This window comes from Streptomyces sp. LHD-70 (genome assembly GCF_031157275.1).
In the GTDB taxonomy this organism is placed as follows: Bacteria; Actinomycetota; Actinomycetes; order Streptomycetales; family Streptomycetaceae; genus Streptomyces.
Genome location: NZ_JAVIFW010000002.1, coordinates 253,852 through 266,422 on the forward strand (window position 1 = coordinate 253,852; position 12,571 = coordinate 266,422).

Annotated in this window: 10 protein-coding genes; 8 read left to right on the forward strand and 2 right to left on the reverse strand. The window is 72.5% G+C overall.

Translation table 11 applies throughout. The features are described 5' to 3' along the window. The first annotated feature begins 132 nt into the window (after window positions 1-132). The 7 genes from scy to RCO28_RS06130 all read left to right on the forward strand — a co-directional run bounded on the left by scy (window position 133) and on the right by RCO28_RS06130 (window position 10,416). Complete coding sequence (scy, locus tag RCO28_RS06100; RefSeq protein WP_308939926.1) at window positions 133-4,110, forward strand: polarized growth protein Scy; 3,978 nt, start codon at window positions 133-135, stop codon at window positions 4,108-4,110. Between the two features lie 183 nt (window positions 4,111-4,293). After that, window positions 4,294-5,232 carry a cellulose-binding protein gene (locus RCO28_RS06105; protein ID WP_308939927.1) on the forward strand — a complete coding sequence of 313 codons (939 nt, stop codon included), beginning with the start codon at window positions 4,294-4,296 and terminating at the stop codon, window positions 5,230-5,232. 114 nt (window positions 5,233-5,346) lie between these two features. Then, a complete protein-coding gene (locus tag RCO28_RS06110; protein WP_308939928.1) occupies window positions 5,347-6,363 on the forward strand; it encodes an ABC transporter ATP-binding protein in 1,017 nt (338 codons plus the stop codon). 4 nt (window positions 6,364-6,367) lie between these two features. Continuing rightward, a complete protein-coding gene (locus RCO28_RS06115; RefSeq protein ID WP_308939929.1) occupies window positions 6,368-7,138 on the forward strand; it encodes an ABC transporter permease in 771 nt (256 codons plus the stop codon). Between the two features lie 40 nt (window positions 7,139-7,178). Then, the gene (locus RCO28_RS06120; RefSeq protein WP_308939930.1) at window positions 7,179-7,997 is read left to right on the forward strand and encodes a hypothetical protein; all 819 of its coding nucleotides are present in this window, start codon (window positions 7,179-7,181) and stop codon (window positions 7,995-7,997) included. A gap of 20 nt (window positions 7,998-8,017) precedes the next feature. Beyond that, on the forward strand, window positions 8,018-9,337 hold the full coding sequence (locus RCO28_RS06125) for an ABC transporter ATP-binding protein (RefSeq protein ID WP_308939931.1): 1,320 nt from the start codon (window positions 8,018-8,020) through the stop codon (window positions 9,335-9,337). Window positions 9,338-9,483: 146 nt separating this feature from the next. Further along, on the forward strand, window positions 9,484-10,416 hold the full coding sequence (locus tag RCO28_RS06130; protein WP_374991114.1) for an ABC transporter permease subunit: 933 nt from the start codon (window positions 9,484-9,486) through the stop codon (window positions 10,414-10,416). A gap of 15 nt (window positions 10,417-10,431) precedes the next feature. Here RCO28_RS06130 and RCO28_RS06135 read toward each other — a convergent pair whose 3' ends face one another. Beyond that, window positions 10,432-10,761: an ATP/GTP-binding protein gene (locus tag RCO28_RS06135; RefSeq protein ID WP_308939932.1), complete on the reverse strand. Its 330-nt coding sequence runs from the start codon at window positions 10,759-10,761 to the stop codon at window positions 10,432-10,434. Between the two features lie 212 nt (window positions 10,762-10,973). On the opposite strand from RCO28_RS06135, the gene RCO28_RS06140 reads away from it, so the two are divergent. Further along, a complete protein-coding gene (locus RCO28_RS06140) occupies window positions 10,974-12,002 on the forward strand; it encodes an LLM class flavin-dependent oxidoreductase (RefSeq protein WP_308939933.1) in 1,029 nt (342 codons plus the stop codon). A gap of 71 nt (window positions 12,003-12,073) precedes the next feature. Here RCO28_RS06140 and RCO28_RS06145 read toward each other — a convergent pair whose 3' ends face one another. Beyond that, window positions 12,074-12,466: an SCO5389 family protein gene (locus tag RCO28_RS06145; protein ID WP_282533116.1), complete on the reverse strand. Its 393-nt coding sequence runs from the start codon at window positions 12,464-12,466 to the stop codon at window positions 12,074-12,076. Between the last annotated feature and the right edge of the window lie 105 nt (window positions 12,467-12,571).

Here is a 12,571-nt window from a genome sequence, read left to right on the forward strand (position 1 = left end):
AGCGGCGGCTGTGTCTGGGCGGCAGTCCCTCGTACGCCGTTGATCTGTCACCATTCCCCGGGGGCGTTGTTCAGCGGACGAATGGCGCTCGTACGGAGAAATTTGCGACCAGGGGACGGATGGGACCGCGCAGTGCGGGGCTACGAACGCCAGGACAACTCGCGGGCTGACACCGGCCGGACCGACAGCCTCTCGCGGTTCGAGGCCGAGATGGATCGGCTGAAGACCGAGCGGGAGAAGGCCGTTCAGCACGCCGAGGATCTCGGCTACCAGGTCGAGGTGCTGCGCGCCAAACTGCACGAGGCGCGCCGCAGCCTCGCGTCCCGTCCTGCCTACGACACCGCCGATCTCGGTTACCAGGCCGAGCAGTTGCTGCGGAACGCCCAGATCCAGGCCGACCAGCTGCGCGCCGACGCGGAGCGCGAGCTGCGCGAGGCGCGCGCCCAGACGCAGCGCATCCTCCAGGAGCACGCCGAGCAGCAGGCCCGCCTGCAGGCCGAGCTGCACGGCGAGGCCGTCTCCCGGCGCCAGCAGCTCGACCAGGAGCTCAACGAGCGCCGCCAGACCGTCGAGTCGCACGTCAACGAGAACGTGGCGTGGGCCGAGCAGCTGCGCAACCGTTCCGAGCAGCAGGCCCGCCGCCTCGTCGACGAGTCCCGTACGGAGTCCGAGCAGGCGCTCACCGCCGCGCGCGCGGAGGCCGAGCGGCTCACCACCGAGGCACGGCAGCGGCTCACCAGCGCGGCCGAGACCGGACGGGCGGAGGCCGACGCGATCCTGCGCCGGGCCCGCGCCGAGGCCGAGCGCCTGCTGAACGCCGCCTCGCAGCAGGCCCAGGAGGCCACCGACCACGCGGAGCAGCTGCGTTCGACGACGGCGACCGAGGCCGAGCAGGCCCGCCGCCAGTCCGCCGAGCTGAACCGCACGGCCGAGCAGCGCATGACCGAGGCCGAGACGGCGCTGCGCGAGGCGCGGGCCGAGGCGGAGAAGGTCGTCACCGAGGCCAAGGAGTCCGCGGGGAAGGCGCTGGCCACCGCGGAGGCCACCAACGAGCAGCGCACGCGTACGGCGAAGGAGCAGGTGGCCCGCCTGGTCGGCGAGGCGACCAAGGAGTCGGAGGCCGCCAAGGAGGAGGCCGCCCAGGCCCTGGCCGACGCCCGCGCCGAGGGCGAGAAGCTGATCGCCGACGCCGCCGAGAAGGCTCGTACGATCACGGCCGAGGAGACCGCCTCCCAGCTCGCCGCGGCCGCGCGCAGCGCCGAGGAGTCGCTCAACAAGGCCGCCGAGGACGCCAAGCGGACCACGAAGGCCGCGAGCGACGAGGCGGAGCGGATCCGCAGCGAGGCCGAGGCCGAGGCGGACCGGCTGCGGGCCGAGGCGCACGACATCGCGGAGGAGCTCAAGGGCGCCGCGAAGGACGACACCAAGGAGTACCGCGCCAAGACGGTCGAGCTGCAGGAGGAGGCGCGCCGGCTGCGCGGCGAGGCCGAGCAGTTGCGGGCCGAGGCGGTCTCCGAGGGCGAGCGGATCCGCGCCGAGGCCCGGCGCGAGGCGGTGCAGAAGATCGAGGAGGCCGCTGCCTCCGCCGAGGAGCTGCTCACCAAGGCCCGCGGCGACGCCGAGGAGCTGCGTACCGCCGCGAGCACGGACGCCGAGAAGGTCCGCACCGAGGCCATCGAGCGGGCGACGACCCTGCGCAAGCAGGGCGAGGAGACCCTGGAGCGCACCCGCGCCGAGGCCGAGCGGCACCGCGACGAGGCCCGCGAGCAGGCCGAGGCCACGAAGGCGGAGGCCGAGGAGGCGGCGCGGCAGCTGCGCCAGGAGGCCGACGCGGCGATCGAGCGCCGACAGGCCGAGGCCGCCGGGGAGTTGACCCGGCTGCACACCGAGGCCGAGGAGCGCCTCACCGCGGCCGAGGCGTCCCTCGAGGACGCCCGCGCCGAGGCCGAGCGGCTGCGGCGGGAGGCCGCGGACGAGACGGAGCGGCTGCGCACCGAGGCCGCCGAGCGGATCCGCACGCTGCAGGCGCAGGCCGAGAAGGAGGCCGAGCGGCTGCGCACCGAGGCCGCCGCGGAGGCCTCCGAGTCGCGTGCCGAGGGCGAGGCCGTCGCCGTACGGCTGCGCAGTGAGGCCGCGGCGGAGGCCGAGCGGCTCAAGACCGAGGCGCAGGAGACCGCGGACCGGGTGCGCGCGGAGGCCACGGCCGCCGCGGAGCGGGTGTCGGCGGAGGCGGCCGAGGCGCTGTCGGCCGCCCAGGAGGAGGCCGCGCGGCGCCGCCGGGAGGCCGAGGAGCTGCTGTCCTCGGCGCGGACGGAGGCGGACCAGGAGCGGGAGCGGGCCCGCGAGCAGAGCGAGGAGCTGCTCGCCGCGGCGCGCAAGCGGGTCGACGAGGCGCAGGCCGAGGCGCAGCGCCTGGTCGAGGAGGCGGACCAGCGGGCCGGCGATCTGGTCGCCGCGGCCGAGCTGACGGCGCAGCAGGTGCGGGACTCCGTGGCCGGTCTGCACGAGCAGGCGCAGGAGGAGATCGCGGGGCTGCGTTCGGCGGCCGAGCACGCGGCGGAGCGCACCCGGGGCGAGGCCACCGAGGAGGCGGAGCGGGTCCGCACGGACGCGTACGCGGAGCGGGAGCGCGCCTCCGAGGACGCGACGCGGCTGCGGCGCGAGGCCCAGGAGGAGAGCGAGGCCGCCAAGTCCCTTGCGGAGCGCACCGTTTCGGAGGCGCTCGCGGAGGCCGAGCGGCTCAAGTCGGAGTCGACGGAGCTCGCCCAGCGGGCGCGTACGGAAGCGTCCGAGCGGCTCTCCGCGGCCGAGCAGGACGCGTCCCGGACGCGCGCGCAGGCGCGTGACGACGCCAACCGGATTCGTACGGACGCGGCGGAGCAGGCCGACCGGCTGATCGGTGAGGCGAGTTCGGAGGCCGAGCGGCTGCAGTCGGAGACGCGGACCGCGGCGGAGCGGCTGCAGTCGGAGACGCGGACCGCGGCGGAGCGGCTGCGGTCCGAGACGCAGGCCGCCGCCGACCAGCTCCGTGCCGAGAGCCAGGCCGCCGCCGAGCAACTGCGCGCCGAGACCCGCAGCGAGGCCGACCGGGCACTGGCCGAGGCGAGCGGCGAGGCGGAGCGGCTGCGCGCGGAGGCGGCGGAGACGGTCGGCTCGGCGCAGCAGCACGCGGAGCGGATCCGCAGCGAGGCCGAGCGGGTCAAGGCGGAGGCCGCCGCCGAGGCGGAGCGGCTGCGCGCCGAGGCGCGGGCCGAGGCCGAGAAGGCCCGGGACGAGGCCCGCGCGGACGCCAACAAGCGTCGTACGGAGGCCGCCGAGCAGGTCGACAAGCTCATCACGGAGTCGACGGCGGAGGCGGAGAAGCTGACGTCCGAGGCGCGCGAGCAGGCGCTGAAGACGACGGCGGACGCGGAGACGCAGGCCGACACGATGGTCGGCGCCGCCCGCAACGAGGCGGAGCGGCTGGTCTCCGAGGCGCGCACCGAGGGCCACTCGATGGTCGAGAAGGCGCGTACGGACGCGGACGAACTCCTCGTCGGCGCCCGCCGGGACGCGACCCAGATCCGGGAGCGGGCCGAGGAGCTGCGCGAGCGCATCACCGGCGAGATCGAGGAGCTGCACGAGCGGGCGCGGCGCGAGTCTGCCGAGCAGATGAAAACTGCGGGAGAGCGTTGTGACGCCCTGGTGAAGGCCGCCGAGGAGCAGCTGACCGAGGCGCAGGAGAAGGCCAAGGAGCTGCGGGCGGACGCCGATTCGGAGGCGAGCAAGGTGCGCATCTCCGCCGTGAAGAAGGCGGAGGGGCTCATCAAGGAGGCCGAGCTGAAGAAGGCCGACGCCGTGCGGGAGGCCGAGCGGCTCACCTCGGAGGCGACGGCGGAGGCCGCGCGGCTCGTCGAGGAGGGGCAGCGCGAGCTGGACGTCCTGGTGCGCCGCCGGGAGGACATCAACGCCGAAATCTCCCGGGTTCAGGACGTCTTGGAGGCTCTTGAGTCCTTCGAGGTGCCCTCGGCCGGCGGCAACGGCAAGGCGGGCAGTGGCTCCGGGGGCGGCGTCAAGGCGGGGGCGACGATCGGCGCCCCTCGATCGGGTGGGAAGTCGTCCGAAAACTGACCGGAACGCCATCTTCCGTGCTCGGCAAGGGTGTTGGGACGGCGCGCTGGCAAGCAGTCCGGCCATGAGCCACCCAAAAGGGGTGTCATTCTCCAGATCAAACGGGCAACTGCTCGATGACACGCCGCCATGACCCCTAGGATTCCTCCTAACACCTCACCGGTCTCAGTTGACAGGAACCCCATGAGCGACACTTCCCCCTACGGCTTCGAGCTTGTGCGGCGTGGGTACGACCGCGCTCAGGTGGACGAACGTATCTCCAAGCTCGTCTCCGACCGTGACTCCGCTCTCGCTCGTATCACCGCTCTGGAAAAGCGCATCGAGGAGCTCCACCTCGAGACGCAGAACGCCCAGGCCCAGGTGAACGACGCCGAGCCGTCGTACGCCGGCCTCGGTGCCCGCGTCGAGAAGATCCTCCGGCTCGCCGAGGAGGAGGCCAAGGACCTGCGCGAGGAGGCCCGTCGGGCCGCCGAGCAGCACCGCGAGCTGGCCGAGTCGGCCGCGCAGCAGGTGCGCAACGACGCCGAGGCGTTCTCCGTCGAGCGCAAGGCCAAGGCCGAGGACGAGGGCGTCCGGATCGTCGAGAAGGCCAAGGGCGAGGCGACCGCGCTGCGCACCGAGGCCCAGAAGGACGCGCAGTCCAAGCGCGAGGAGGCCGACGCCCTCTTCGAGGAGACCCGCGCCAAGGCCGCGCAGGCCGCCGCCGACTTCGAGACCAACCTCGCCAAGCGCCGCGAGCAGTCCGAGCGGGACCTGGCCTCGCGTCAGGCCAAGGCCGAGAAGCGTCTCGCCGAGATCGAGCACCGCGCCGAGCAGCTGCGCCTGGAGGCGGAGAAGCTGCGTACGGACGCGGAGCGTCGTGCGCGCCAGACGGTCGAGACGGCGCAGCGCCAGGCCGAGGACATCGTGGCGGACGCCAACGCCAAGGCCGACCGCATCCGCAGCGAATCCGAGCGCGAGCTGGCGGCCCTGACCAACCGCCGCGACTCGATCAACGCGCAGCTGACCAACGTGCGCGAGATGCTGGCCACCCTCACCGGTGCCGCCGTGGCCGCGCAGGCCGCGCCCGGCGGCGAGGAGGAGCCGGTCAGCCGCGGGGTTCCGGCGCAGCAGACCCGGTGACCGCACGGCCGCTGCCGTAAGCCGTTTCCTTCGGGAACGAATCGGCCCCGAGCGGCACGAAGCCCTCTGTCACTCCAGTGGCAGGGGGCTTTGTCCCGTTCTAGCGTGGGCCGCATGATCGAGCTCGAGGGCCTGACGAAGCGGTACGGGGAGAAGGTCGCCGTCAACCACCTCACCTTCACCGTCAGACCCGGTGTCGTCACCGGCTTCCTCGGGCCCAACGGCGCGGGCAAGTCCACCACGATGCGGATGCTCCTCGGCCTGGACCATCCCACCGCGGGCGACGTCCGGATCGACGGCCGGCACTACGACCAGATCCGGCACCCGCTCAAGTACATCGGCGCCCTCCTCGACGCCAAGGCGATGCACGGCGGGCGCAGCGCCTTCAACCACCTGCTCTGCCTGGCGCAGTCCAACGGCATCCCCCGGTCGCGGGTGGCCGAGGTGCTCGACACCGTGGGCCTGACCGCCGTCGCCAGGAAGAAGGCCAAGGGCTTCTCGCTCGGCATGGGCCAGCGGCTCGGCATCGCGGGCGCGCTGCTCGGCGACCCGCAGATCCTGATGTTCGACGAGCCGGTCAACGGCCTCGACCCCGAGGGCATCCACTGGATCCGGAATCTGATGAAGTCGCTCGCGGCGCAGGGCCGTACGGTCTTCGTCTCCTCGCATCTGATGAGCGAAATGGCCCTCACGGCCGACCACTTGGTCGTCATCGGCCAGGGGCGTCTCCTCGCGGACACCTCGATGGCCGACTTCATCCGGCAGAACTCGCGGTCGTACGTACGGCTGCGCTCACCGCAGCAGGAACGGCTCAGGGACGTGCTGCGGCAGGCCGGGATCACCGCCGTCGAGGCCGGAAACGGAACCCTGGAGGTGGACGGGGCGCGGTCGGAGCGGATCGGGGAGCTCGCCGCCGAGCACCAGCTCGTCCTCCATGAACTCAGCCCGCAGCAGGCGTCCTTGGAAGAGGCCTTCATGCAGTTGACCGCCGAGTCGGTGGAGTACCACGCGCATACGGAGACGGGCCCGCCGGACACCAACGGCTGGGCGGGCGGTGCGGGTGCCGCCCCTCCCGGTGCGGGCGGCGCCTGGGGCGAGCAGTGGCAGCGGCAGAAGAAGGCGGGGAGCTGAGCGGATGTCGTCGGGACGCGTACTCAAATCGGAGTGGACCAAGATCCGTTCGGTGGCGTCGACGGTCTGGACGCTCGGTCTCGCCGTCGTCGTGACGATCGGGCTCGGACTGCTCATCTCGATCCTCGCCAAGAACGACTTCGCCACCATGAACGCCCGCGACCGGCTCGCCTTCGACCCGACCGCGATCAGCTTCGCGGGCATGGGCCTCGGGCAGCTGGCGATGATCGTCTTCGGTGTGCTCGTGGTCTCGAACGAGTACAGCACCGGGATGATCCGCACCTCGCTCGCGGCGGTGCCGCAGCGCGCGGCGTTCCTGTTCAGCAAGATCGTGGTGGCCACGGCGCTCGCGCTCGTGGTGGCCATGGTCACCAGCTTCATCGCGTTCTTCGTCGGGCAGGCCGCGATGGGCGAGCACCGGGCCTCGCTGGGCGATCCCGGGGTGCTGCGGGCGGTGATCGGCGGCGGGCTCTACATGACGCTGATCGCGGTCTTCTCGATGGGCGTCGCCGCGATGCTGCGCAGCCCGATGCTGTCGCTCGGCATCCTGATGCCGTTCTTCTTCCTGGTCTCCAGCATCCTCGGCAATGTCTCGGCCACGAAGAAGATCGGCCAGTTCCTGCCGGACCAGGCGGGCCAGAAGATCATGCAGGTGGTCAGCCCGCTGGACGACGACGCTCCGTACGGGCCCTGGGGCGGCCTGGCGATCATGGTGGCGTGGGTGGCCGTGGCCGTTCTGGGCGGGTATGTGCTGCTCAAACGGAGGGATGCGTAAGGTTTGAAGGGCACATCTGTCCCGTCGGGAGGAGGCAGTCGTGAAGGGACGCAGTCTTCGTGAACTCGGGCTCGCCACCGTGCCGTTCGAGCATCCGCTGACCTACCCGGGCCTCCCGGTGCCCTGGCCGGCCCTGCTGCGCGGGGACCGGCTGCTGCGCCTTGAGGGCGGCACGGGTTCGCTCGCCGGAATGTACGTCGAGGGCGGGCCGCGGCTCGACCAGGTCCTGGACGACCTCGACCGCCGCCATCCCGTGCTCGCCGTCGGCTCCAACGCCTGCCCCGCCCAGGTCGCGTACAAGCTCGCGCGGCGCTCCCTCGCCTCGGACGTGCCGATGGTGCCGGTCACGGTGCGCGGCATCGCCATCGGGTGCTCCGCACATGTGGGGCGGGCCGGGTATGTGGCCGCCGCCCCCTACCCGGACCCGGACAGCACCCTCACCCTCGTCCTCAGCTGGCTCGACGACGCACAGCTCGCCGCCGTCGACGCCACCGAGCTCCCGAACTACCGCCGTCGCCCGCTGGACGAGAGCCACTTCGAGGGAGGCGGGCCCGGGGCCTGGATCTACACCGGGGAGCGGGGCGTGCTCGCCGGTCCCGACGGGCGGCCGCTGGCCGGGGGCGAGCAGGGGGCGCTGCTCACCGGGCTGCTCGCGGGATCGGCGGCGCTGCGCGCGCTGCTCGGGCCCGACGCGCGGTCCTGGGTGAGGGCGGCGCGGGCCGACGCGGCCGTGCGCGACACGGCCACGCGGCTCTTCGCAGACGAGGGCCGGGTCCTTCACCCGACTTGGCCGGAACCGTCAAGGCGTGGATATCCTCCTAACCCTTACGGGGGCGTGAGCACTGCCCCGACGTCCTGACCTCTCGATGGGTGCGGAGAATGATCGAGGCAGCCGGCCTGACCAAGCGCTACGGCGCGAAGACGGCCGTGTACAACCTTTCCTTCCAGGTCCGGCCGGGTACCGTCACCGGCTTCCTCGGGCCGAACGGATCGGGCAAGTCCACGACGATGCGGATGATCCTCGGGCTCGACAACCCGACCGCCGGACGCGTCACGATCGCCGGCTACCCGTACCGCAGGCTGCCGAACGCACCCCGCCAGGTCGGCGCGCTGCTCGACGCCAAGGCGGTGCACGGCGGCCGGCACGCCCGCAACCACCTGCTCTCGCTCGCCCAGCTGTCCGGCATCCCGGCCTCCCGGGTCGACGAGGTGCTCGGCGTCGTGGGCCTCAAGGAGGTCGCCAGGAAGCGGTCCAAGGGCTTCTCGCTCGGCATGGGCCAGCGGCTCGGCATCGCCGCCGCGCTCCTCGGCGACCCGCAGGTGCTGCTCTTCGACGAGCCGGTCAACGGCCTCGACCCCGAGGGCATCCTCTGGGTCAGGAATCTGATGAAGTCGCTCGCCGCCGAGGGGCGTACGGTCTTCGTCTCCTCGCACCTGATGAGCGAAATGGCCCTCACCGCCGAGCACTTGATCGTGATCGGCCGCGGCCAGCTGCTCGCCGACATGAGCGTCCGTGAGTTCATCGCGGCCAACTCGGCGGGCTTCGCACGCGTCCGTACGCCGGAAACCGAGCCGCAGCAGCGCGAGAAGCTGACGTCGGCGCTGACCGAGGCGGGCGGCCAGGTGCTGCCCGAGCAGGACGGCGCGCTGCGCGTCACGGGCCTGCCGCTGCCCCGCATCAGCGACCTCGCGCACGACGCGGACGTACGCCTGTGGGAGCTGTCGCCGCACCAGGCATCCCTGGAGGAGGCGTACATGCGGCTCACGCAGGGCGCCGTGGACTACCGCTCCACGGCCGACCAGCTGGGCGGCTTCCAGCAGCCGCAGCCGCCGGGGATGGCGCCGCCGGTGCCGGTGCCGGGCCAGGACCAGCCGGGCTGGTACCCGCCGCCCGCCCCGCAGCAGGGCGGACAGCCGAACCCGTACGCGGGCCAGGCCCCCGCCCCGCAGGCCCAGGCCCATGCCCCGGCTCAGCCGCAGGGCGCGACGCCGCCGGAGCACACGGCGATGCTGCGTACGCTGCCCGCGCCGCAGCAGGAGCAGCAGACGGCGATGCTGCGCAAGCTCCCCGAGCCGCAGCAGGAGCAGCCGCAGGCCCCGGCTCAGGACCAGCCGCAGGCCCCGGCGCAGCCGCTGCCCCAGGAGCAGGCGCCCGCCGCCGAACCGACCAAGAGCGACAACGAGGACGCCACCCGATGAGCACTCCGCCCACGCCCTCCGTGCCGCAGCCGCAGCAGCCCCCGTCCATGGCGCCCGCTCCCCCGCAGCAGCCGCAGCAGCCTCCGCAGGCGCCCCAGGGGCAGCCGGTCCCGCAGCCGCAGCAGCCTCCGCAGGAGCACACCGCGATGCTGCGCACCCTGCCCGCGCCGCACCAGCAGGCTCCGCAGGGCAAGGAGCAGCCCGCCCCGCACCAGGCCCAGCAGCCTCAACAGGCCCAGCAGGCCCAGCAGGCCCAGCAGCAGTGGCAGTCGGGCCCGCCCGTGGAGACGTACGTCTCGCCGATCCCGATCACGAAGACGCACCTCGGGCACGCGCTCGCCTCGGAGTGGACGAAGATCCGCAGTGTGCGCTCCACGATCTGGACGCTCGGCGTGATGCTCGTCCTGGTCCTCGGCATCGGCACGCTGATCGGCATCGTCGCCGCCTCGGCCGACATGGAGCTCGGCGGCAAGTCGGCCATCGGCCTCGGCTCCTTCGGCATCCTGCTCGGCATGCTGTGCGTGATGACGCTCGGCGTGCTGACCATCGGCTCCGAGTACGGCACCGGAATGATCCGTACGACGACGACGGCCTGCCCGTCCCGCAGCCGGATCCTGGCCGCCAAGGCGATCGTCTTCTTCGCCCTGGTCTTCGTCGTCACCACGGTGGCCGCCGCACTGGTGGCCATGGTGCAGACCGCCATGGTCGACGGGGCGAGCGCGACCGGCGAGGAGTGGCTGCGCGGCACGGTCGGCGTGGGCCTCTTCGTCGCGACGCTCGGGCTGCTGTCGCTCGCGGTGGGTGCCCTCGTACGGCACTCCGCCGGAGCGATCACGATCATGATCGGCCTGGTGCTGCTGCCGCTGGTCCTGGCCATGTTCATGTTCTCGAGGTCTCTGGAGGACCTGCAGCTGTTCCTGCTGCAGTACGCCGTCCCCAGCCAGCTGATCGCCTTCTACGGCGACTCGGTGGCCGGCGGCACGGGCCCCACGGGCTGGGAGCCGCTGTGGATCATGCTGGGCCTGACGGCCGTCGCCTTCGGCGGCGCGTTCCTCTCCACCGAGACCAGGGACGTCTGAGACACCGCCGCGAGGTCAGAACCTCGGCGCGTCACGGGACCGCCGCACCCGCGTGGTGCGGCGGTCCCGCGCGTTCCAGCAGGCCTTGTGCCAGTGCCTGCGGTCGTCGACGCCGCCGTGCTCCGGCCAGGCCACCACGTGCGGCACGGACGAGCGGATCTCCTGGTCGCAGCCGGGGCAGCGGTACGTCTTGCCGGGCCCGCCGGAACCCGCGACCTGCCGGACGGTGAACTCCTCGCCCTGCCACGACTCGGTGTACTGATGGCCGCCGTAACGCGGACGGTCGTCGTCCGCTCCCCTGCCGTTGGAGCCTGCGCCCTTGGGGCGGTTGCGGCGCGGAGACACGGAACACCTCACGTGCGTACGGAAGCCGATAAGACCGCTCCAGCCTACGCGCCGCATCCCTGGGTACCCGAGCCTCGGCGGAGGGACCGCCCTTCCGGGGCACTCTCCCGTATGAAAATGGGCCAACCTGTATGCCAGGCCGTGCCCTTGGCACGTGCTGCGCGTTGTTGCCCGTAGGGGAGGCCGCGTCGGCGCCGAGAGGCAGGAGTGCGATGCGTGTAGGAAGTTTTGTACTGGCCGCGCAGTTCCCGGGCCAGGGCCAGGGAGAGGCGCTGCACCGCGCCCTGCGGATCGGCGAGGTCGCCGAGGAGTCCGGGCTCGACTCGGTCTGGCTGGCCGAGCACCACTTCGTCCCGTACGGAGTGTGCCCTTCCGCGGCGACGTTCGCGGCGTTTCTGCTCGGCCGCACCCGAAGGATCCGCGTCGGCACCGCGGTGAGCGTGCTGCCCACCCAGCATCCGGTGGCCCTCGGCGAGCAGGCCGCGCTCCTCCACCTCACCAGCGGCGGCCGCTTCACGCTCGGCGTGGGCCGCGGCGGACCGTGGGTGGACCTGGAGGTCTTCGGCAAGGACATCGGGGCGTACGAGAACGGCTTCCCCGAATCCCTCGACCTGCTCCTGGAGTGGCTGCGCAAGCCTCGGGTCGGCGCCTCCGGGGAGCGGTACGACTTCCGTGAGGTGGCGGTTGTCCCGCGTCCCGACGAGGCGCTGTCCGGGCCCGCCGGTCCGGAGGTCGTGGTGGCCTGCACCTCGCCCGCGAGCGTCCGGCTTGCCGCGGAGCGGGGTCTGCCGATGCTGCTCGGTATGCACGTCGGGGACGAGGAGAAGGCCGAGATGGTGGCGTTCTGGCGGTCGAGCGCGCTGGCCGCGGGGCACGCGCCGGACGCCGTGCGGTCGGCCGGTCATGTCTCGGCCGGAGTGGCGCAGGTCGCGGACCGCGGTGCGCAGGCGGCGGAGACGCTCCTGAAGGCGATGCCGGGCTGGCTGAAACAGGGCCTGGACGCCCATGTCACGGTCGACGGCCGGGAGCGGCGGATGCGGGACCCGCTGGCGTACACCGAGATGCTCTGCGGGATCCACCCGGTGGGCACGCCCCGGCTGTGCGCGGACCGGCTCGCGGCGACCGCGGAGCGCACCGGCATCACGCGCTTCGCGCTGCTCATGGAGGGCTCCGGAGACCTGGCGGCGACGGAGGAGAACGTGCGCCGGCTCGGCGCGGAGGTGCTGCCGCAGCTCGGCTGAGAACTGCGGACGGGTGGGCTGCCGCCCCGGACTAGTGACACCTCCCGCGTACGGGACGGCAGCAACAGGCGTCAGCAGTCCCTGAGTTCCGGCGACTGGTTCAGCAACTGACCCCGTATGGAAGTGAACTTGGCCAGCCGGTCGTCGACCTCGGAGTCGAGCGGGAAGACCGCGACGCGGTGGCAGTTCTGGAACGCGAGACGCACTCCGAAGTGGCGCTGCAGCGCCCCTCGTATCGCGTCACTCGCGAGTGCACGCAGCAGCTGACCACGCGCCTGCTCGTCCGGCGGCGGCGTCTGGTTGTCGGCGAACTCGCCACCGTCCACCTTCAGCTGGGCCACCAGAGAGCTGATCATCTCCCATGCGTAGGGCAGGGAGGTCCGGACGCAGTCGACGAATGCGGCTTCGTCGACCTCGCCTCGCTCGGCCTGTTCCAACAGTGCCGGTGAGACGTCGAGCGACATGGGTTCTCCTCTCGCACCCCCGGGGAGCGGGGGCTGACGGACAGGCAAGGGGGCGACGCATACGCAGCGTGCACGCGTGACGACCACCCGCTTCCACGGTATGCA